The organism is Nannocystis sp. RBIL2, assembly GCF_026626745.1.
Classification (GTDB): domain Bacteria; phylum Myxococcota_A; class Polyangia; order Nannocystales; family Nannocystaceae; genus Nannocystis.
Map to the genome: position 1 here is coordinate 1,011,902 of NZ_JAPNJW010000002.1, position 21,315 is coordinate 1,033,216.

Consider the following 21,315-nt stretch of genomic DNA (forward strand, 5'->3'; position numbering starts at 1 on the left):
CCGTGGTACCGCGGACGCTCGCGACCAGCCGCCTGCCGCAGATCGATCGCCACGCCTACGTGATCGCCGGCCAGTTCGCGCAGGGCGGGATCGGACGGATCTTGCGCGCGCACGACCCGAGCCTCGATCGCCCGGTCGCGCTCAAGGAGCTGCTGGTGCGCGGCCGCTCCGTCGACGAGGAGCGGTTCGTCCGCGAGGTCCTCCTCACCGCGCGCCTGCAGCACCCGGGCATCGTCCCGGTCTACGCGGCCGGTCGCTGGCCCACGGGCGAGCCGTTCTTCGCCATGAAGCTGGTCTCGGGCCGCTCGTTCGACAAGGTCATCGCCGAGGCCCGAACCCTCGCCGCGCGCCTGGCCCTGCTCCCACACGTGCTGGCGATCGCCGAGACCGTCGCCTACGCGCACAGCCAGCGCATCATCCACCGCGACCTCAAGCCGCACAACGTGCTCGTCGGCGCCTTCGGCGAGACCGTCGTCATCGACTGGGGGCTCGCCAAGGAGCTCGACGTGGCCGACCTCGCCGCCGGCGAACCGACCCCAGTCACTCCGGGCAAGGACCTCACCTTCGTCGGCGCAGTCATCGGTACGCCCGGCTACATGTCACCCGAGCAGGCCGAGGGCGCCGAGGTCGACACCGGCACCGACGTCTACGCCCTCGGCGCGATCCTCTATCACGTCCTCTCCGGGCAGCTGCCGCACGACGCCGGCAACGCCATGGAGATGATCTACAAGACCGTCTACGAAGCACCTGTCCCTTTGCGCAGCCGCGAGCCCGACGCGCCCGACGAGCTGGTGGCGATCGTCGACAAGGCGATGGCGCGCGACCGCGGGGCCCGCTACCCCAGCGCCAAGGAGTTCGCCGACGACCTGCGGCGGTTCCAGACCGGCCAGATCGTCGGCGCGCACCGCTACACCGCCTGGGAGCGCGTGCGTCGGTTCGTCCGCCGCCACCGCGCCCTGCTCGGCCTCGCCGCGGTCAGCGTCGCGCTGATCGTCGGCGTCACCGCCCTGAGCTTCCGCCAGGTCAAGGAGCAGCGCGACCTCGCCGAGAGCGCGCGCGACCTCGCCGAGGACGCCGAGCGGCGGGCCCAGGCCGCCCAGGTCGAGGCCGAGCGGCGCGCTGACAACCTGTCCTTCGAGCAAGCTCGCCTCGTCCTCGACAGCGACCCGATCGAGGCCTTGCGGCTGCTCGACAACCTCTCGCCCGCGGCCGACTGGCGGCGCACCCGGCAGATCGCCGCCGACCTCGAGGCGCGCGGCCTGCCGCGGGTCCTCCGCGGTCACCGGGCGGCCATCAGCCGCGCCGCGTTTTCGCCGACCGGCGACCTCCTGGCCACCACCAGCGACGACTGCACCCTGCGCGTCTGGGACATGTCCTCCGGGACATCTCACGTCTTCCGCGGCCACACCGGCGACGTCTGGCGCGCCGCCTTCTCGCCCGACGGCCGCCGCGTCGCCTCGACCAGCCGCGACCACACCGTGCGCGTGTGGGACCTCGCCGGCGGCGAGCCGCAGGTTCTGCTCGGCCACACCGACGGCGTGCGCAACGTCGTCTTCAGCCCCGACGGCCGCCGCCTCTACACCTCCGACGACGCGCTCGCCCTGCGCCGCTGGGACCTCGACACCGGCGCCAGCGAGGTCATCGACCGCTGCTTCGCCAACTCCGTCCCGTGGACCGCGAAGCACATCGGCTGCATCGACGTCGACACCAACCAGGCCTACCTGCACGACCTCACCACCGGCGCGCGCACGGTCGTGCGCGCCGGCCACGTCGTCATGCAGCAGGCCGGCGGCGTCTCCCTCGACGGGCGATGGTTCGCCAGCACCGTCGCCGACGGCAGCGTGTGGCTGTACGACACCCGGGCCGGCGCCGGACGGCGGCTCGTCTGGCCGCACGCGCCCACCGACGTGTGGCTCGGCTCGTTGCGAGAGATCCGCTTCTCGCCCGCCTCCGATCAGCTGATTGCCCCGGCCTCGACCACCTACCTGCGCCACTACGACCTCGTCCGCGATCGCGGCGACCTGCTGGCCCCGCACAGCGGTTACATCCGCCGCGGCAGCTTCTCGCCCGACGGCACCAAGGTCGCCTCGGTCGGCGGTGACGCGCGCGTCGGGATCTGGGACCTCGCCACCGCCACCCCCTATCTGCTGGCCGTGCCGGCGCACATGATCGACGCCCAGTTCTCGCCCGACGGACGCTGGATCGCCGCCGTCGGCAACGACCCGCGCGTGTTCGTGTGGCCGGCCTCGGCCTTCGCGCGCGAGCAGTACGTCGCGCCCGAGCCGATCTCGCGCAACGCAGTCGCCATGGCGCCGGCCGCCGGTCGCGTGCTGCTCGGCGGCGCCACGTCGATCCACGTCGTCGACACCGCGCGCATGCGATCGCTGGCCACGATCCCGATCGAGCGGCCGATCAAGCGGCTGGCGCTCGCCCACGACGGCCGCCACGGCCTCGCCCTCGACGAAGCCGGCGAGCTGTTCGCCATGTCGCTGCCCGACGGCGCAGTGGCGCTGCGCACCACCATCGGCCCGGGTTGCGACGGCCTGCGCACCGGCGTCGATCCATCACGGCCGCGCTTCGCCGTCGCGTGCGACGACGGTCGGGTCTTGCTCGTCGACCTCGCCGCGCGCGAGCCGGTCCGCGAGCTCGAGCGCGTGGAGGGTTCAGCGCCGACGCTGCTCTTCCCGGGCGAGCCTGCGGTCGTGATCGGCGGCCCGCAAGGTCAGCTGTTCCGCCACGAAGGCGACGCCGGCCTGCGCGAGCTCCTGCGCGTGCGTCACCGGGTCGCAGTGACCGTCGCCATCCCCGGCACGCGCGAGCTTGTGTTCGCGGCCGAGGATCACGTCGAGCACGTCGACCTCGACGGCCGGCGCCTCGGCGAGCTGCGCGGGCATCGCCTGCAGGTCGGCGAGATCGACGTGTCCGGCGACGGCCGTTGGATCGTCACGCTCAGCCGCGACAACATCCTCCGCGTGTTCGACAGCGTCAGCCACGAGCTGCGCATCGAGCTCGCCCCGCCCGACCTCGTCGAGCTCCAGGTCGCCGTCTCGCGCGACGGTAGCCGGATCGCAGTCGCAGTCACCGGCGGCGACGTCCTGCTGTGGGACATCGGCGACGAGCCCGACCCGCTGGCCCCGCGCCGCGACTTCCGCCGCCTCCGCGGACTCAAGCAGGTCTTCGCCCTCGCCATCGAGGACGACGGCCGCAGCGTCGTCGCCGTCGACCTCGACGGCCGCGTGCTCCGCTGGCGCGACGCCCTCCCCACCGACTCCGAGGGTCTCCGCGCCTTCATCTCCGCCCGCGCCGACAGCGACGATCCACCGCGCGCCGAGGTCGGCTGCGCACCGCCCGAGTGACGGTCGAAGTGATCATGGACATGTCGCTTCGAGCATGTCGTTTAAAACATTCTCTTACCGACATGTCCCCACGGACATGCCCCCAAGGGCATGTCTAAGAACCCACGATCACCCCGGGCAGACCGGCGAGGGCTCGTCGACGCAATCGACCCACCAGCCGTAGCCGAACGCGCAGCTCTCGCCCAGCCCCTCCGGTCCGGCGTCGATGCAGGTCTGGAAGAACACGGCCTCGGCCAGGGTGCAGCGCTGCACCGTCTCGCCGCCGGCGCTCGTGACTACCAGCACCGAGCGGTCTGGGTCACCGAGCGGGATCAGGCTGGTCGGATTGTCGCCCCCGAAGGTCAGGTCGACCCGCGACGGGGCGGCGTCGCGCAGCCGCGTCCACGCGCACAGCAGGCCGTCGTACACCTCTTCCTCCGAGTCCGTGAAGTCGGGGCCCAGCTCCTGCTCGCAAGGCGGGTCGAACACGCAGGTCTCCAGCAGCGAGGTCCCGCCCGTCGTGCCCGTCGGCACGTCCGCGGTATCGCCGGTGTCGGGCTCCCCTGTCGCGCTGGTGCCGGTCGCGCCGGTATCGGGCTCGCCCGTGGCTCCTGTCTCGCCCGTGGCTCCTGTCTCACCCGTCTCGCTGGTACTGGTCGCGTCGTCGGTCTCGCCGCCCTTGCCGCTCCCGCAGGCCGCCGACGCTGCCACCACTATCGATATCACTAGGCTTAAACGAATCATGTCGACAGGCTAGCAGCCTGTCGACATGACCGCACGCAGCTCACCCGCCGAGCCGCGTCAGCGTCGCCTGCAAGCGCTCGAGATCGTCGCGCAGCTCGACCAGCCGCGCCTCGCCCTTGGCGATCACGTCCGCCGGAGCCTTGCCGCGGAAGCCCGGGTTCTGCAGCTTTGCAGTCAGGCCGTCGGCCTCCTTGCGCGCCTTCTCCAGGTCCTTCGACAGGCGCGTGCGCTCGGCCGCGAAGTCGACCAGGCCGGCGAGCGACAGGATCACCTCCGCGCCGCGCACCACCTCGGTCGCCGCCTCCTTGGGCGCCACCTCGTGCGGCTCCATCAGACGCAGCTGCTGCAGCTTCGCCAGGTGGACCACCAGCGGGTGCAGCCGCGCGACGCGGGCCCGCACCTCCGGATCCTCGCTGCGCACCAGCACCTCGACGCGCTTCGCGGGCGGCAGCTTGAACTCGGCCTTGAGGCTGCGCGCCGCAGTGGTCAGCTCGACCAGCGCAGTCATGTCCTCGCGGGCGCGAAGCGTGCCCTCCTCGGCCAAGATCGCCCCCACGCGCTGCACCGGCCCGTCGAGCTCCAGCACCTTCTCGCCGTCGCGCGTGCGCGGTCGGGGGAACCCCGCCAGCATCAGGCTCGCCGGCGCGTCCTCAGGACGCGGCAGGCGCTGCCAGATCTCCTCGGTGATGAACGGGATGATCGGGTGCAGCACCCGCATCATCAGGTCGAACACCGTCGCCAGAGTGCCCTGCGTCGCGCGACGATCGGCCGGCGGCGCGCCCTCGCGGAGGTTGCTCTTGGCCAGCTCGAGGTACCAGTCGCACAGCTCGTACCACACGAACTGGTAGACGGTGTGGGCCGCGAGGTCGAGGCGGTACTGCGAGAACAGGTCGTCGACTGCGATCGCGGTCTCGAGCGCGCGCGCGAGGATCCAGCGGTCGGCGATCGCCAGCGGGCCGACGTCGGCCTTCTCGATCACCTGCGCGCGGTAGGCCGCGAGCTCCTCGGGGCCGAAGTCCTCGAGGTTCATCAGCGCGAAGCGGGCCGCGTTCCACAGCTTGTTGCAGAAGTTGCGGTAGCCCTCGACGCGCGCGCGGCTGAAGACGATGCCCTGGTCCTGCCCGGCCATCGTCGACAGGTAGAAGCGCAGGCTGTCGGCGCCGTACTTCTCGATGAGCTCCATCGGGTCGACGACGTTGCCGCGCATCTTCGACATCTTCCGCCCGTCCTCGCCCAGCACCATGCTGTGGAGGAACACGGTCCGGAACGGCACGTCGCCGCCGAAGTACATGCCGAACATCATCATGCGGGCGACCCAGAAGAACAGGATGTCCCAGCCCGTCTCCATCAGCCCGGTCGGGTAGAACCGCTGCATGTCGGCGGTCTGGTCGGGCCAGCCGAGGCAGGTCAGCGGCCACAGGCCCGACGAGAACCACGTGTCGAGCACGTCGTGGTCCTGCTCGATCGAGGTCGAGCCGCAGTGGGCGCACGCGGTCGGGTCCTCGCGGCCGACGGTGATCTTGCTGCACGCGGCGCAGTGCCACGCGGGGATCCGGTGGCCCCACCACAGCTGCCGCGAGATGCACCAGTCGTGGATGTTCTCCATCCAGCGGAAGTAGTCGCCCTCGCGGTGCTCCGGCAGGATCTTGGTGCGGCCGCTGCGGACCGCGTCGATCGTCGGCTGCGCCAGCGGCTTGGTGCGCACGAACCACTGGTCGGACGGCAGCGGCTCGCACACCACGCCGGTGCGCTGCGAGTAGCCGAGGTTCAGCTTGTGCGGCTCGACCTTGACCAGCACGCCGGCCTCGGCGAGCGCGGCCACCACCGCCTCGCGCGCCTCGGCCACGGACAGCCCGCGGAACCGCTCGGGCGCGTTCTCGTTGAGCTTGCCGCGCTTGTCGATGACGACCACGAGATCGAGGTCGTGGCGCTTGCCGACCTCGAAGTCGTTGAAGTCGTGGGCCGGCGTGACCTTGACGGCGCCTGTCCCGAAGTTCATGTCGACGAGGATCGGGTCGCCGACGATCGGCACCTTGCGCCCCGTCAGCGGCAAGATCACCCGCCGCCCGATGAGGTGGCGGTAGCGCGGGTCGTCGGGGTGGACCGCCACCGCGGTGTCGCCGAGCATCGTCTCGGGCCGGGTGGTAGCGACCACGAGGACGTCGTCCGAGCCCTCGACCGGATACGCGAGGTGCCACAGAGAGCCGTCGGACTCGCGATGCTCGACCTCGAGATCGCTGAGCGCGGTCTGGCTGGCCCAGTCCCAGTTGATCAGGCGGAAGGCGCGGTAGACGAGGCCGTCCTCGTAGAGGCGGACGAACGCCTCTCGCACCGCGCGCGACGACACCGGGTCGAGGGTGAAGCGGTAGCGCGACCAGTCGAGCGAGGCGCCGAGGGCCTCGTGCTGACGATCGATGATGCCGCCGTGCTCGCGGGTCCACTCCCACGCGCGGCGCATGAACTCGTCGCGCCCGACCTGCTCGCGGCTGGTGCCCTCCTTGACGAGCTGGCGCTCGACCATCACCTGCGTCGAGATCCCGGCGTGATCGGTGCCGGGCAGCCACAGCGCCGCCTCACCGCACATCCGGCGCCAGCGGACCAGCGTGTCCTCGATGGTGGCCGTGAGCGCGTGGCCCATGTGCAGCCGGCCGGTGACGTTCGGCGGCGGCAACACGACCGTGAAGGTCGGCTGCTCGCCCGGCGCCGGCTGGAAGTACCCGGCGTCGCGCCACCACGAGTAGAGCCGCGACTCGACGGCCTGCGGCTCGTAAACACTGTTGAGCTTCTCCATGCTCCCTCCGGCCCTCATCGGGGCGGCATCTTCTTCAGTCACACTCGTCGGCCCATTCGCGCCGAGACTCTGTCACGACTCGGCGACTGCGCACCTTCGCCGCGGCGTGGACCTGCACCGCGAACACGGCAAAGCCGCCACGCATCGATCTGGGAGCGATCCAGATCGCGCGAGGCGGCCATCGAACTTGAAATCCGGGGACCCCCCCGGGACGGCGCTCAGTGCCGGGCCTGCTGCCCGCGCGCGAGGATCTGCTCGGCCATGTCCGGGACGACCTCCCAGACTACCTGCTCGATCACGTCACGGCTGAGCGACAGGAGCGCCTGCACCGCTTTGGGGTCGAGACCAGTGCCGGCCCCGCCGGCCGCCTGAAGGCGCTTGAGCATGCCGGCGGTCGGCGCATCGGCGGGAGCGAACGGGATGGGGGTCGCGATCGGGATCTTGCTGGCCATATCCTCTCCTGAGGCGAAAGCTGCCGGGAAATTCTTGTTGCCGCTGCTGGCGGGAGTCGCCGCGGGCCGCGCAGCAGCCGCGGGGGTCGCCGCCGGCGTGGGCTTGGGCGCCGCGGCCGGAGGCGTCGAGGGAGCCTGGACCGGACGGGCGGCCGGCGTCGGGGCGGCGGCCACGGGCGACGGCGCGGCGGCCGGAGCCGGACGAACCGGAGCGGCGGCCTGCGGCGCGGGCGCGGCCTTCGGGACCGTCTTGCCGCTCGTGATCGACTTGCCCTGCGCGAGGGCGGTCACCTTCTCGAGCATCTCCTGGGTGTCGAAGGGCTTGGTCATCGCCCCGTTGGCGCCGCAGGCCTGGACCTGGGCCTCGTCGATGCCGACCTGGTTCGAAACCAGGAGGAGCACCGGGATGTGCGCCGTGTCGGGGTCGGCGCGCACCGCCTTGACCACTTCGTACCCCGAGGGCTCGCCGGCGGCGAGCGCGGCGTCGACGATAAGCACGTCCGCTGGCATCTGCTTGGCGCGGGCGACCGCCTCGGAGCCCTTGCTCACCGCGACCACATCATAGTCTTCGGCCGCGAAGGTGATCTTGATGGCGAGGCGCATGGTCTTGCTGTCGTCGATCGCGAGGATCTTGGTCGGCATCGAGGCTCCTTCGAGGGTCCAAGGGGTACCATGGAGCCTGTGAGCGGGTCAACGAATCCACGGTCGTCGGGCGCAAAGGGCCGCCAGGGCGCGGCCGCACCGCCTCCGCTGTCCAGCGAACAGACCTGGTGGGGCGCTCCCGTGCCAGCGATGACGGAGCCGGTCTCCGGGGCCAGTGAGCTCGCCCAGGCCCTCGCGGGCGAGGCCGTGCTCCGCCACGTGGCCGGCCGCCGCGTCCTCGATCTCGGTCACGGGGCGCCGGAGATCACCCAATGGGTCCGCCGCGCCGCCAGCACCGTCTCGGTCGCGCCGCTCGCCGAGCTCGACCAACACGGTGACACGCTGCAGATTCCGGCCGCCGACGCGACCTACGACGCCGTGTATTGCCTGCGGACGCTGCCGCACCTCGGCCGCGACGAGGAGAGCTCGCTGGCGCTGGTGCGCTCCCTGCTGCAAGAGGCCGTCCGCGTGACCGCGCCGGGCGGCCTCCTGTTGCTCGAGATCAACAACCCTCGCAGCCTCCGCGGCCTGGCCCACGGGATCCGCCACCCCATCACGATCGTCGCCGCCGGCGGCGTGCTCGTCGAGGGCGACCACCACGTCACCCGCTACGACTCGCTCGGCCGCCTGCTCAAGCTCGCCCCCCGCGAACTGGAGCTCGTGCGCGTGTACGGCATCCGGGTGCTCGTGCCGATCTCCCGGATCCTCTCGTTGCCGCTGCTCGGCAGAGTCCTGGCGGCCGGTGAGTGGTGGGCCCGCGACAGTTTTCTGCGCCAGTTCGGCGCGCACTTGCTCGCCGTCCTGCGCAAGCCCGACCCAAACGCGGGCCGGATCGCGCATCCTTGAGGTTACCGGACAGGAGCGCGCGAGATACCCCAATATATCTGTGCGAATCTGGATCCTTGCATCGGAGCCGAGTGTGATCGAATTTTGAATAGAGTTTACCTAGGAAGTGCAGCGGCCAGCCCAGGTGAGCCGCGTGTCACGCCGACAGACCCAGCAGCCCTCCCCCTCCGGCTGGCCTTCGGCCGACCCCTCGACGTGAACATGTCCCCCCACGCCCATCGCCCGCCTCCCCCACCACGCTCCGGTCGCGCGCGCCGGGGTCTGTCGTCTCTCGACTCGCTGCTCGTGGTCGCGATCGCGGCGATCCTCGCGACCCTGGCGGTGCGCGAGCATGCGGCGATCAAGCGACACGAGCGTCACACGGAGGCCGTGACGGTCATGGGCGAGCTGTTCAACGCGACCGCGGCCTACTACCACGAGCGCCGGCCGAGCTTCACCGACGACGGCGCCGAGGCCCCGCACCGCTGCCCGCACCCGCCGGGCGCACCCGGGGGCGGTGAAACAGGTTTCACTCCGAACCTCGACATCGTCTGCAGCGACGCCGCCGGCGGCGCCTGCACACCTGGCGCGACGGACATCCCTGGCGCCTACCCGCTGACGGCATGGACCGCACACCCGATGTGGATCGCCCTCGGGTTCGTGCAGACCACGCCGCACGCGCACCATTACAACCTGATCACGCACAACAACAACCCGGACGACCACGGCGTGTGCCGCTTCACAGTGGTCGTCCGCGGCGACGACGACGACGACCCCTGCAACGAGTTCCGCCGCGACGGCGTCGCCACCGCCGAGGGCGTGATCGCAGGCCCGCTCCAGGCCTGCCCCGAGGCGCTGTCCCGCTGACGTCTGCGCATGCCCCCGGGGACATGCCCCGAAGGCACTGGCCCCCAGGCCATGTCCGATAGACCAGAGTCCTTCAGGCCCACCCCCAGAGGTCTGCCGCGGACTGCGAAGCGCGGACGCTCGTCCGCGACGGGCCGAGCCGCGACCTGTCCGAAGCGCCAGGTCTCGCGCGTCCTCGCCCCGCCGCCGGCGGCGACACCCGGATTGAGCGCGCCCCCAGGTGCTCGCTTCGACCGCGACCGCCCTCGACCAAGGCTCCGCCGCACCCCGAGATCGAGGCGCGCCTCTACTTGCCCGGCTGCGCGACACGACAATGCGCGTACCCTCGCGGCATCGCTACGCGATGAAGTTCGTCCCCACGGCGAAGTTCGACTGCCGCCCCGAAAGACGGTTGATCGCCCGCACCGGCGCCGACCCGCGCCCCCCTGTCGATACGGCCCGCAGCACGACGGCCAAACCGTGCTTCTGCCTGACCTCGGCTGCCCTCGCCGCTTCGCCGCCTCGCTCGCGAGCGCCCGGGACTCGCTCGCGGCCGAAGTGAGCGACGAACCGACGAGCGACAGCGTCTCGCGCACCTCGAAGGCGTGGCAGCGATGGCTGAGCTGCGCTCCCGAAAGCACAGGACCCGAAGGCCATGGCCTTCGGGTCCTGTCCGTTGCAGCATGTCCGCGAGGACCTGCCCGTTCGGGCAGGCTCGCCGCTCAGGGTGTGCCCTTGATGACCTGCGCGCCGTCGGTGGCGGTGATCTTGCGGGTCTCGGTCTTGCCGTCGGGGTACTTCCACTTGATGGTGTGCGACCCGGGGGCGACCATGACGACGACCGGCGTCGGCTTGGCCTGCTTCTGGTTGTCGACCCACACGGTGGCCGGCGGGCGGCCGGGCGCGCTGCCGATCTTGAGCTCGGCGGTCTTGGCCTTCTGCTTCGGCTTGTCGGCCGGCGGCTTCGGCTTGTCGACCGGCGGCTTCGGCGTCGCAGTGTTGTTGTTCGGCGGCGGCGTGACCGTGCCGTTGTCGGGCGGCGGCGTCGGGCCCTTGGCCTTGACCAGGACGACCTCGGAGCTGTCCGACGCCTCGCCGCTGAAGCTCAGCGGCACCTCGCTCGGATCGAACCCCGGCGCCTCGACCAGGACCTTGTAGGACGCGCCGGGCTTGCGCGACAGCTTGAAGCTCTCGCCGCCCTTGCCGACCGGCAGCGGCGCCGCGCCGGTCTCGAGCAGCTTGACCGTCGCCTCCGGCGGCTTGGTGTTGATCGTCAGGGTGACGTCGCGGACCTGCAGCTTGACCGGCAAGGTGAGCTGCTGGCCGGCCGAGATCGGGACATCCTGCTCGAACGGCAAGAAGCCCGCGTCCTGCGCGACCACCAGCTTGTGCGTGCCAGGGCCGAGGTTGGAGATCAGGCGCGGCGTGTTGCCCGGGTACTCGACGCCGTTGACGGTGACGCGGGCGTCGGCCGGCTTCACGTCGAGCTGGATCGTGCCAACCGTCGCCGTCGGCTGCGGCGGCGCGGCGGTGTCGGCGGCCGCGACCGGATCGGTGGGCGCCGGCGTGGTGGCCGGGTCGCCGCCGGAGACGAACATGACGACGACCACGAGCAGCAGCAGCGCGCCGACGCCGGCCGCCGCGTAGAGGGCGATCGGCGGGGGACGCTTGCCGGTCTCGGTGTCCTCGACCTCGACCTCGGCCGTGACCGCGTGGGTCTGCGCCTGCGCAACCGGACGCGGGCCGGTGACCGACGGTGCCATCGGCGCCGGCGCGCGGGCCATGCTCGACGAGGCCGTCGGGCTGAGCGTCGCGCCCGGAGGCGGCGCCGGCATCGCTTGCGACGGCCCCTGGGCCACCGAGGCGGCCAGGATCACGGCCGCGGCGCTGGGCGGGATCTGGACCGTCGGCGAGCCCTCGTCGGCGTCGGACTCGATCTGGCCGGCCTGCGGCGGGGGCTCGGGCCGCATGGGCCCCTCGCCCTCCGGCCGCTTCACCTTCGGCGCCCCGACCGGGTCGTCGAACAACTTGGTCTCGAGCTCGTCGTCGTCCCAGTCGAGGTCGGAGGCCGGCGCGGGCGGAGCTTTGACGGCCGCGGGCGCCGCTGCGGCCGCGCGCGCCTGGGCGGCGCCGGCCTTCGCGGGCTGCGGCGGGGCCCCGCCGGGCACGATCGTCGACTTGAGCGGATCCTTCGGGCCGCCCATCCCCGGGGGCAACGTCGGCACGCTGCCGGTCGCCGGCGTGCCGGGCTTGAGCGTCGACGGCCGGCTCGACGGCGACATCAACATCGTCTTCGACCGCTTGCGCGCGGCGGCCAGTTGGTCCTCGCTCGGCTGCAGCGCGTCGCTCTCTCTGGACTCCGCGCGCGGCGGGGCGGCGGAGCGGCCCGCGGACGTCGGGATCGGGGCCGGCCTCGCGGCGGCCTGCGGCGGCACCGTCTTGTTGCCCGGGGGGCGCGGCGGCGGGGCCTTGCGCGGCGCGGCTCCGGGCGGCGCGGGCCGCTGCCCGGGCGCCGGCGGGGCCTTGCCGGAGCCCTTCTCGAGCTCGATCTCTCGCGCGTACTGCTTGCGCATCCACGTCGCAAGGTCCTTGCGGCTGTAGAACATGCCGTGCGCGAACATGAAGGCCTGGAGGTCGTCGTGGAGCTCCATGGCCGTCTGATAGCGGGTCTCGGGCTCGCCCGAGAGCGCCTTCATGATGATGTTCTCGAGGTCCTTCGGGATCTCCGGGTTCTTCGAGCTCGGCGACGGGACGTCGACGGTGCGCACCATCTCGAGGGTGGCGAAGTCGGTCTCGCCCTGGAACAGGCGGTTGCCGACCAGCACCTCGTGGAGCACCACGCCGAGCGAGAACACGTCGCTGCGGCGGTCGAGCGGCATGCCGCGGACCTGCTCCGGGGACATGTAGCCGAACTTGCCCTTGAGGATGCCGGCCTGCGTGCGCGAGACCCGGCCGGCCGCCTTGGCCACGCCGAAGTCGATGAGCTTCACCTCGCCCTCGTACGACACGAGGATGTTCGGCGGGCTCACGTCGCGGTGGACGATGTTGAGGTGCCGGCCGTGCTTGTCGCGCTTGTTGTGGGCGTAGTCGAGGCCCTCGCAGATTTTCATCACCACGAAGCAGGCCTGCGCGAGCGGCATCGGCTTGCCCTGCTGCTGGCAGCGCGTGAAGATGTTGCGGAGGTCCTTGCCGGCGACGTACTCGAGCGCGATGTAGAAGCTGTCGCCCTGCTGGCCGAGGTTGTAGATCTGCGCGATGTTCCCGTGCTGGAGCTGGCCGGCGATCTTGGCCTCGTCCTTGAACATCGTGATGAATTCGTCATCCTCGGCGATGTGCGGCAGGATCCGCTTCACGGCGACGATCCGCTCGAAGCCCTCGACGCCCTGCTCGACGGCCTTGTACACCTCCGCCATGCCGCCCACGCTGATGCGCTCCATCAGCTTGTAGGGGCCAAATTGGGTGATCTGATTCAACGCGAACTCCGGCCCGTGCACGCGAGGAAGCAGGGCCCCGCCATGTGACCCCGGGCGCGAGCGAAAGTCAATCGGCCGCCACGGGCGGCCCCCCGCGCGCCTTGGCGGCGGCAAACGTGGCGGTCCGGGCCAGCGCTGGAGAGCCACCTCCGGGGCGCAGCGCGAGGGCTCGCCGCGGCGAGCCCTCGCCACCTCACGGGCGACTCGCAGGTCGCGCGCCGTCCTCGCCGGGCGAAGGTGAGCCGCGCGCCCCTGACAGTGCACGCCGGACCTGTTACTTTCGCGGGTGACACCGATGCGGCCCATCGCCGACGACCCCACGACGGTCGCGGGCATCGCCCGCGCCGAAGGCCCGCAGTCCGTCAGCCCGGCCGCGGCCGAAGCGGAGGCTGTCGCGGCGACCGCGTCGGCGACGGGCGTGTCGCCTGGCGAGGCGCTCGCGGCGGCCGTCGCCGCCGGCACCATCGACCCGGCGGTCGCGGCGGAGCGACTCGTCGCGGCGACCGTCGCGGCCCAGCGCCCGGCCCGCATCTCCCCGGAGGTGTGGTCCGCAGTGGAACGTGAGGTCTCGGCGCTGCTCGCCGACGACCCGGCGCTGGCCGATCTCTTGGCGCCCATTTAGTGCCCGCCACAGGGGTTTTGCCGCCTCTGCGAGCGTCCGCGTGCGCGCCGGTGGTTTTACGAACGTGTCCTTCGGGACAGGCCTCGCGTCGACCTGTCCCCGAGGACACATTCGTCGCTACCGCGAGCCCCGCTCACGGCTCGAGCAGCGCGCGGACCTGCGGTGACACGAAGTGGGCCTCGGTGTCGAAGCCCTTCAGCGAGTTGGCGAGCACCTCGAGGCGCTCGGCCGGCTTGAGCCGCTTGTCCATGATGACCCGCCACTCGCCGCGGACCTTGCACAGGCCGCCGCTGCCCTGCGACAGGCCGGTCATCGCCTCGTAACAGACCCGCACCCCGAGGTTGCTCGCCAGCTGCTCGAGCTCGCCGAGCTGCTTTTGCACGTCGCCCGCCACCGGCCGTCACCTTAGCCCCGGACGCCGGCGCTTGAGAAGACCCCGGCGACGCCAGGAGCGGGCTACTTGGCGGGGAACGGCGCCAGCGGATAGTGCGTGCAGACCGCCGATTGCAGCGCGCCCGACACCGCGGCGCCGAAGCCCAGCGCGCCCGACGCGACCTCGTCGATGTCGAACACCGCCCCGCCGGTCGCCGCCGGGATCGCCTGTTGCCCGCGGTACGGCGCGAACAGCCCGGCGCGGACGTCGAGGCACTCGCACTGCCCGCCCACCTTGGCCGCGAAGCTGAACACCCGCACCTCGGCCGCGCGCAGAGCCGCCACGGTGTCGCGGTAGCCGTGCTGCACACGCTGGCCGCTCTGCATCGCGGGCGCCTCGCCGAAGTCGTCGTCGGTGGCGTGGACCACCGCGCGCAGCGTGGTCGCGCGGTCGCGCCAGGCGAACTGGGTCGCGGCCGCGTGCAGCGCGTCGAGCGTGTTCTCCGGCCAGTCGAGGTTGGCCTCGCCCGCCACGATCTCGCGGTTGCCGGCGGTGAACTGCTGCCACTTCGCCAGCTCCTGCTGCAGCGCGGCCAGGTCGGCGAACGCCTGGCCGCCGTTCGTGACCATCACGTCGTCGACGAACACGACCAGGCCGTAGCGGGCGTCGAGGTTGTGGGCCCGCACGGTCGCGTCGACCGCGGCGATCTCGCGGCCGATCTTGCCGAGCATGAAGTTCATCGTCGTCGAGACATCGACCGCGAACACCACGTCGATCTGCTGCTTGCGCACGACCGCCGGGTCGGCGCACGAGGCCTGGGCCACCGCGGCCGCCAGACCGTCGCGCTCGCCCCGGGTCGCGGTCGCCCCGCCGGACGCGTGCGAGTTCGGGCCGACTGTCAAAACTTCTCTCGGGGGCATGTTCGGAGGGACATGTCCTTCGGGACCTGGCGCTTCGGGCATGCTGCCGTGGAGCACCACGCCGCCGGCCACCCCGTTGACCACCCCGCCTTCGACGCCGCCGACCACCCCGCCTTCGACGCCGACCACCCCGCCGGGCACTCCGCCCTCGACGCCGCCTTCGATCACGTCGACGACACCGCCCGCGACCCCGTGGACCTCGCCGATGCCGACAGCCACCCCCTCGCCGAAGCCTCCGCCGCCCTCGCCGCGCAGCCCGAGCAGGCCGCCGTAGGCGCTGTCGTCCTCTGCCACCAAGGCGCTGAGGACGCTGGTCTCGTGGCTCAGCACGGCGACCATCTCCAACTCGGCCCCGTCGAAGGCGTCCGGCCTGCGCTTGCTACGGCGCGACTTCTTGCCCGGCCGCGGCGCCTCGACCGGCGCCTCCTCGGCGAGGTCCGGCGTGACCGGCTCCGCCGCGAGCATGCCCCCCTGCGCCAGCGGGATCGCCATCGGGCCGGAGGTCGCCAGGTCCAGGCCGGGCTCGACGGGGGCCGGAGCCGGCGGCGGTGGCGGTGGCGGCAGGTGCGCGGCGTACAGCTCGCGGGCCCGGATGACCTCGATGGGCTCGGCCGTGGGCGCGTAGATCACCCGCATCAGCGGTGAATCGTCCTCGGCCGTGGGCTCGCCGCGCAGCTTGAGCACGTTCTCGACCTTCTCGATCCGCCACAGCAGCGCCACCATGGCGACCAGGGCCGCGCCGGTGACGAGCTGCCGGGCCAGGTCGCGGGCGTGAAAGCGGGCCGACCACGGCAGGTGCTCGCGCGTGACCCGCTGGACCTCGAGGGTGATGTCCGGGTGGGCCACGACGCGAAGGGACGCCCGGTCGCCCGGCGACAGGGTCACCCTGCCCTCCGCGGGCTGCGTGCGCTCACCGACGTGGACTTCGCCGACGAGGCCGGCGGGGACGACGAGGGTCGCGCCGTCGGTCAGCAGCGCGTGCTCGCCGACCCCGGGGAGCACGAGATCGCAGTCCTTGCGCTCGCCCAGGGCGACGGGGTCCGCGTCGTCGGCCGCGATCTGGGCCACCGTACGTCCCTGGAAGAAGAGGCGGATCCCCCAACCACAGGGCTCCCCGGGCGCGGCGCTGGCCTTCGGCATGGCCCCCGAAACGTAGCCTTCCGGCGCGAGATTCACCAGCGCCGGGCCGGGGACGGGCGTCGGGGCCGGTCCGGGCTTGTGAGCTGACCCGCGCGTGCGCGCGGGTCGGCGCACCGGGGGGGGCCGTGGTAGAAAGCGCGGACTGTGTTTGAGACGATCTCGAAGGGTTTTCGCGCGGCACGGGAGCGCCTGACCGGCAAGGGCGAGCTGACGGACGACGTCGTGGCGGCGGCGCTCAAGGACGTCCGCCTGAGCCTCTTGGAGGCCGACGTCGAGTTCAACGTCGTCAAGCGCTTCCTGCAGTCGGTCAAAGAGAAGGCGCTCGGCGAGAAGGTCACCCTGGTGGCCAAGAAACAGGGCGAGACGATGCGGGTCAAGCCGGAGGACCACTTCGTCAAGATCTGCCACGACGAGCTCATCGCCCTGATGGGCCCCGTCGACACCTCGCTGAACCGGGCGCGCAAGGGCTGCACCGGCATCATGATGGTCGGCCTGCAGGGCTCGGGTAAGACCACGACCGCCGGCAAGCTCGCGCGCAAGCTGCAGAAGGCCGGCTACAAGGTCATGATGGTCGCGGCCGACGTCTACCGGCCCGCGGCTGTCCACCAGCTCAAGGTGCTCGGGCAGAAGATCGGCGTGCCGGTGTTCTCGATCGACGGCGCCAACCCGGTCGACATCTGCGCCGACGCCACCGACCACGCGGCGGCCGAGGGCCTCGACTTCGTCATCTACGACACCGCGGGCCGCCTGACGATCGACGAGCCGCTGATGAAGGAGCTCGACGACATCAAGTCGCGGGTCCAGCCGGCCAACATCTTCCTGGTCATCGACGCGATGATCGGCCAGGACGCGGTCACCACCGCCAAGACCTTCGACGAGCGGCTCGAGGTCACCGGCGTGATCCTCACCAAGCTCGACGGCGACGCCCGCGGCGGCGCGGCCCTGTCGGTCAAGGCGGTCACCGGCAAGCCGATCAAGTTCCTCGGCATCGGCGAGTCGCTCGACAAGCTCGACGAGTTCCGCCCCGAGGGCCTCGCCAGCCGGATCCTCGGCATGGGCGACATCGTCGGCCTGATGAACGACTTCACCGAGGTCGTCGACGAGGAGCAGGCGATGAAGGACGCCGAGAAGATGCTCTCGGGATCCTTCACGATGGATGACTTCCTCAGCCAGATCAAGACGATCCAGTCGATGGGCAGCATGAAGGACATCCTCGAGAAGATGCCGCTCGGGCAGATGTTCGGGGCCAACATCCCGCCCGAGGCGCTCGAGAAGGCCGCCGACGACAAGGAGCTCGTGCGCGTCGAGGCGATGATCCGCTCGATGACCAAGGAGGAGCGGAAGAACCCCGAGGTGTTCCTCGACGACGAGGGCAACAGCGGCCGCGGCAGCCGGCGGCAGAAGCGGTCGATCCACAAGGGCGCCAAGGAGAAGGACCCCAACGACCTGCGCCCCGAGGACTTCGTCGCCGCCCGCGTCACCCGCGTGGCTCGCGGCTCCGGCCGCACCGAGGACGACGTCCGCGGCCTCGTCAGCCGCTTCATGACCATGCGCGGCATGTTCGGCATGCTCGGCGACATGTTCGGCGGCATGATCCCCGGCATGCCCGCCAAGCCGCAGGGCATGATGGACAAGGTCCCGGGCATGAAGATGCTCAAGCAGATGAACGCGATGCGGAAGATGCTGTCCGACCCCAACGCGCTCGGCTCGCTGATGAACAGCATGGGCGGCGGCGGCGGCGGCCTGCCCGGCATGGGCGGCCTGCCCGGCATGGGCGGCTTCCCCGGCATGGGCGGCTTCCCCGGCCTCGGCGGGCCGCAGCAGAGCGGCGGCGGCAGCCCGGCCGCGCGCTCGCCGTCGAAGGTCGATTACAAGAACCTCGCCGACAAGCGCCGCGCCGAGAAGCTGGCCCGCCGCAAGAACCGCGACAAGAAGTGAGCTGCCCGAACGGGCAGCTCGTTTCGGACATGGCGCCAGGGACATGGCGCCATGTTCATGTCCGGAGTGACATGTCGCTCCGGTCCAGTACCAGCCAGGCGAGCTCGCCGAGTCGAGGCTGACGCTCGACGGCTCGGCAAGCACGACGGCGCTGGCCGCTCAGTTCGCGCCGCGCTCCTCGTCGTCGACACAGATCGGCCGTGGCGCCTCGCCGGGTCGAAACTGGATCCTCGGCCGCTCGGTGGGTACGCCCCGGCCGCTCAGTTCGCGCCGCGCCCTCTCGTCGTCAGCCGTGGCGCCTCGTCGGGCTCCAAGTCGAACCACCGACCGCTCGGCGGACACCGCCGGCGGCAGCTCAGTTCTCGCCGCGGACGCCCGGCTCCTCGTCGTCGGCGGAGATCGGCCGGGAGATCCGGTACGCCTCGCCGAGCCAGTTGCCGAGGTCGATCGTCTTGCAGCGCTGCGAGCAGAACGGCCGGTACGCGAAGTCGTCGGGTACCTCCTGCTCTTTATGACAGATCGGGCAGAGGATCTTCATCTCTGCCGACGCTAGCACGCTCGCAAGCCGACGCCACCAGCGCCGGACCTCGCGCACGCGAGCCGGCCCGCGCGCGCCTCGCCCCTCCTCGGCGTCGACCGCGAAGCCGCATCGCTCTCGGCACAGGGCGGCCGCACCGCCCTGCCCGCTTCGTCGCCCGCGAGGCCAGCCGTACTGCAACGGCCAGGACCTCGCGGGCGAGGCGGCCATCACCCGCACCGTCGCCCATACTGCCGCGGGCATGACCCTGGGATCGGTCTTGCTCGGCCTGTCGTTCGTCGGCTCGCCCATGATGTCGTCGCGGCCAGTCGAACGCGTCGCGCTGGCCTCGTGCACGCCACCGCCGGCGGTGTCCTCGACGAAGTCGACGCCACGCGCGAGCGACCGCACGCGGACGGCACGACCGCCTGCGGACCCCACGTCCGCGAGGAAGTCGCTCGAGAATCTCTCCGCCGCGCCGCTGCCTCCCCGCGCCCGTGTCCGCCGCAGCGCCGCACTCCTGGCGCTGTCTCTGCCGCTCCTCGCCACCGGTACGGCGCTGGTGGTGCTGCGCACGCGCAGCTTCGATCGCCAGGTCGGCAGCTGCGCGATCGGGCCGGCACAGCCGCTGTGCAGCGAGCCCGCGATCGTCGCGCACGCTCATTACGCGGCCGCGGGCGCGGGGCTCGTCGGCGCCGGCCTGGGCCTGGTCACCGCCGGCGTCACCGCGGCCGTGCCGGTGACGCGCCGGGTGTGGCTCGCGGAGGCGATCGTCGGCGGAGCCACGCTCACGCTCGGCGCAGTGTGGTTGGCCGCCGAGAGCGCCGCCTACCCGCGCGGCCTCGGCGACGACTACGTGGCCCGCGTCGGGCCGTGGTTCGATCGACGCGCCGTCGCGGCCTCGCTGCTCGGAGCCGGGCTCGGCCTGACGCTCGGCGCCGGCGTGGGCCTGCTGCCGCCGTCGCGTGCGGCGCGGCGCTCGGCCTGGAGGCCGACGTTGATCCCGCTCGGCCTCGGCGTGGTCGGCCGCTTCTGAAGGCATGACAGCGTCGGGCGACTCGACGCGCTCGTCGATCGACCCAAATACGAGAGGAGGCCGGAGCCTCCTCTTGCACTTCGGACAGGTCCCGAAGGACCTGCTCTCACGGACAGCTCAGCGAGCCGGGCGGTCGGCGCCGGCGTAGTCGGTTTCGCCGTCGGTGGCCGGGCGCGGGTCGCCGTTGAAGTCGGTCGCGGGGTCGCCGTCCTTCCACACGGCGAGGGTCGCGATCGGCGTGTCGAGCTTGGCCTTGTACACGCCGCCGACCTGTCCCTCGAACCACGTCATCGCGTCGGCCATGGTGGCGGCGAGGTTGGTGTCACCGTCGGTCTTGCCCTCGTCGATCGCGGAGTTCTCGAACGTCGCGGTGGCGCAGTCGATCGACGGCGCGACGAACGCGATGATCACCGAGTTGCGGACTGTGGTCGTGCCGGCGTCGGGCATGCACAGCAGCGAGCGGGCGCCGACCTCGGACAGGTTGTTGACGACCGTCGAGTAGACCAGGCTGAGCTCGTGGCCCTGGCCGGTGAGCAGGCCGCCGTAGTTCGACTCGGCGTTCGAGCCGTTGTTCGAGATGTAGCTGTTGACGATCGCCGTCGCGCCGGCGCCGAACGCCGACAGGCCGCCCGAGGTGTTCTTGTAGAACACGCTGCGGTTGAAGTGCGCGGTGCAGTCGGTGCCGACGTAGCCCTGGCGGTTGAGGCTGAAGGTCAGGTCGGTGCCCTGGAGCTGCGAGCCCGTGCAGGTCAGGCCGGTGTCGTCGGCGTTGCTGGCGAGGTTGAGCTTGCCGAGCAGGACCTTCGACGACGGGTTGATCTGCAGCGTCGGCCCGGCGTTCGAGCGGATCTTGGCGATGCCGCCGTCGCCGACGATCGCCAGGTTGCTCGCCTCGGGCACGACCAGCGACGGCTGGATGTAGTTGCCGGTCTTGACCTTGATGGTCCAGCCGAGCGACGGGTCGTTCATCGCCACGTGGTCGAGCGCGTGGGTGATCTGGCAGAACGGCGCGGCCATGGTGCCGTCGCCGATGTCGCACTGGGCGACCCCGTCGACGTAGACCACGTACTCGAGCGCGAAGCAGGCCCCCGTCTCGCCGTTGCACGCGCTGTCCGGGCAGTCGTCGTGCTCGACGCAGCCGACGCACTCGTTGGTGGCCGCGTCGCACACCGGCGTCGCGTCGGCGCAGAGGCCCTTGTTCTCCGGCGTGCACACCACGCAGGCGCCCGAGTCCGGGTTGCACACCGGCGTGTCGGCGTCGACCTCGGCGCAGGTCGCGTCCGGGTCCGGCGTGCCGCCGCAGCCGACGCAGGCCTGGTCGACGCAGAACGGCTTCGCGGGGTCGGAGCAGTCGCCGTCGCCGGCGCAGCCCATGTTGCCGGTGGTCGGCCCGGTGGTCGACGTGCTCGTGGTGGTCGTCGACGTGTCGGTGTCCGTCGTCGGCGTGACCGTGGTCGTCGACGTCGTCGTCACGTCCGGGGTGGTCGTGTTCGACGTTTCGCTCGTCTCGCTGTCGGTCTCGGTCCCGCTCTCGGTCTCCCCGGGGGTGTAGGTCGGCGGACAGCCGGCGACCAGCGGCGCGCAGGCCAAGATTGCGACGGTCCAGTACTGTCGGGTCATCGGTAACTCCTAGTGCACAAAGGGGATCGCGGCCAGGATGC

Annotated in this window: 14 protein-coding genes; 6 read left to right on the forward strand and 8 right to left on the reverse strand. The window is 71.6% G+C overall.

All coding sequences use genetic code 11. The features are described from left to right. The first annotated feature begins 2 nt into the window (after positions 1-2). Positions 3-3,356, forward strand: a complete 3,354-nt coding sequence (locus OV090_RS29225; RefSeq protein ID WP_267707915.1) for a protein kinase — start codon at positions 3-5, stop codon at positions 3,354-3,356. Positions 3,357-3,464: 108 nt separating this feature from the next. On the opposite strand, the gene OV090_RS29230 is transcribed toward OV090_RS29225, so the two are convergent. From OV090_RS29230 to OV090_RS29240, 3 genes are all read right to left on the reverse strand, one after another. Next, the gene (locus OV090_RS29230; RefSeq protein ID WP_267707916.1) at positions 3,465-4,046 is read right to left on the reverse strand and encodes a hypothetical protein; all 582 of its coding nucleotides are present in this window, start codon (positions 4,044-4,046) and stop codon (positions 3,465-3,467) included. Positions 4,047-4,119: 73 nt separating this feature from the next. Further along, the gene (locus OV090_RS29235) at positions 4,120-6,870 is read right to left on the reverse strand and encodes a valine--tRNA ligase (RefSeq protein ID WP_267707917.1); all 2,751 of its coding nucleotides are present in this window, start codon (positions 6,868-6,870) and stop codon (positions 4,120-4,122) included. Positions 6,871-7,088: 218 nt separating this feature from the next. Next, positions 7,089-7,964 (reverse strand): response regulator, encoded by an 876-nt coding sequence (locus tag OV090_RS29240; protein WP_267707918.1) that lies wholly within the window; start codon positions 7,962-7,964, stop codon positions 7,089-7,091. A 150-nt stretch (positions 7,965-8,114) separates the two neighbouring features. Here OV090_RS29240 and OV090_RS29245 point away from each other — a divergent pair, with 150 nt between their 5' ends. Together OV090_RS29245 and OV090_RS29250 are read left to right on the forward strand one after the other, a co-directional pair. Further along, positions 8,115-8,810 carry a class I SAM-dependent methyltransferase gene (locus OV090_RS29245; protein WP_267707919.1) on the forward strand — a complete coding sequence of 232 codons (696 nt, stop codon included), beginning with the start codon at positions 8,115-8,117 and terminating at the stop codon, positions 8,808-8,810. A gap of 285 nt (positions 8,811-9,095) precedes the next feature. Then, positions 9,096-9,656 carry a hypothetical protein gene (locus tag OV090_RS29250; protein ID WP_267707920.1) on the forward strand — a complete coding sequence of 187 codons (561 nt, stop codon included), beginning with the start codon at positions 9,096-9,098 and terminating at the stop codon, positions 9,654-9,656. Between the two features lie 701 nt (positions 9,657-10,357). On the opposite strand, the gene OV090_RS29255 is transcribed toward OV090_RS29250, so the two are convergent. Then, entirely contained in the window at positions 10,358-13,108 is a 2,751-nt protein-coding gene (locus OV090_RS29255; protein ID WP_267707921.1) for a serine/threonine protein kinase, read from the reverse strand. A gap of 295 nt (positions 13,109-13,403) precedes the next feature. On the opposite strand from OV090_RS29255, the gene OV090_RS29260 reads away from it, so the two are divergent. Further along, on the forward strand, positions 13,404-13,730 hold the full coding sequence (locus OV090_RS29260; protein ID WP_267707922.1) for a hypothetical protein: 327 nt from the start codon (positions 13,404-13,406) through the stop codon (positions 13,728-13,730). 133 nt (positions 13,731-13,863) lie between these two features. Here the strand turns inward: OV090_RS29260 and OV090_RS29265 are convergent, their stop codons facing one another. Together OV090_RS29265 and OV090_RS29270 are read right to left on the reverse strand one after the other, a co-directional pair. Beyond that, the gene (locus OV090_RS29265; protein WP_096334066.1) at positions 13,864-14,124 is read right to left on the reverse strand and encodes a hypothetical protein; all 261 of its coding nucleotides are present in this window, start codon (positions 14,122-14,124) and stop codon (positions 13,864-13,866) included. A gap of 62 nt (positions 14,125-14,186) precedes the next feature. Continuing rightward, positions 14,187-16,163 (reverse strand): vWA domain-containing protein, encoded by a 1,977-nt coding sequence (locus tag OV090_RS29270; protein WP_267707923.1) that lies wholly within the window; start codon positions 16,161-16,163, stop codon positions 14,187-14,189. Positions 16,164-16,307: 144 nt separating this feature from the next. On the opposite strand from OV090_RS29270, the gene OV090_RS51020 reads away from it, so the two are divergent. Next, the gene (locus OV090_RS51020) at positions 16,308-18,101 is read left to right on the forward strand and encodes a signal recognition particle protein (protein WP_267707924.1); all 1,794 of its coding nucleotides are present in this window, start codon (positions 16,308-16,310) and stop codon (positions 18,099-18,101) included. A gap of 355 nt (positions 18,102-18,456) precedes the next feature. On the opposite strand, the gene yacG is transcribed toward OV090_RS51020, so the two are convergent. Next, the gene (yacG, locus tag OV090_RS29280) at positions 18,457-18,639 is read right to left on the reverse strand and encodes a DNA gyrase inhibitor YacG (protein WP_267707925.1); all 183 of its coding nucleotides are present in this window, start codon (positions 18,637-18,639) and stop codon (positions 18,457-18,459) included. A 241-nt stretch (positions 18,640-18,880) separates the two neighbouring features. On the opposite strand from yacG, the gene OV090_RS29285 reads away from it, so the two are divergent. Next, complete coding sequence (locus tag OV090_RS29285; protein ID WP_267707926.1) at positions 18,881-19,654, forward strand: hypothetical protein; 774 nt, start codon at positions 18,881-18,883, stop codon at positions 19,652-19,654. A 117-nt stretch (positions 19,655-19,771) separates the two neighbouring features. Here OV090_RS29285 and OV090_RS29290 read toward each other — a convergent pair whose 3' ends face one another. Then, positions 19,772-21,274, reverse strand: coding sequence for a right-handed parallel beta-helix repeat-containing protein (locus OV090_RS29290; protein ID WP_267707927.1), 1,503 nt, complete (start codon positions 21,272-21,274; stop codon positions 19,772-19,774). Positions 21,275-21,315: the final 41 nt, after the last annotated feature.

Bases quoted from the DNA above. Each gene is read 5' to 3' on its own strand.
- OV090_RS29235 (WP_267707917.1), bottom strand. From the start codon at position 6,870: ATGGAGAAGCTCAACAGTGTTTACGAGCCGCAGGCCGTCGAGTCGCGG.
- OV090_RS29240 (WP_267707918.1), bottom strand. From the start codon at position 7,964: ATGCCGACCAAGATCCTCGCGATCGACGACAGCAAGACCATGCGCCTC.
- OV090_RS29245 (WP_267707919.1), top strand. From the start codon at position 8,115: ATGACGGAGCCGGTCTCCGGGGCCAGTGAGCTCGCCCAGGCCCTCGCG.
- OV090_RS29260 (WP_267707922.1), top strand. From the start codon at position 13,404: ATGCGGCCCATCGCCGACGACCCCACGACGGTCGCGGGCATCGCCCGC.
- OV090_RS29270 (WP_267707923.1), bottom strand. From the start codon at position 16,163: ATGCCGAAGGCCAGCGCCGCGCCCGGGGAGCCCTGTGGTTGGGGGATC.
- yacG (WP_267707925.1), bottom strand. From the start codon at position 18,639: ATGAAGATCCTCTGCCCGATCTGTCATAAAGAGCAGGAGGTACCCGAC.
- OV090_RS29285 (WP_267707926.1), top strand. From the start codon at position 18,881: ATGACCCTGGGATCGGTCTTGCTCGGCCTGTCGTTCGTCGGCTCGCCC.
- OV090_RS29290 (WP_267707927.1), bottom strand. From the start codon at position 21,274: ATGACCCGACAGTACTGGACCGTCGCAATCTTGGCCTGCGCGCCGCTG.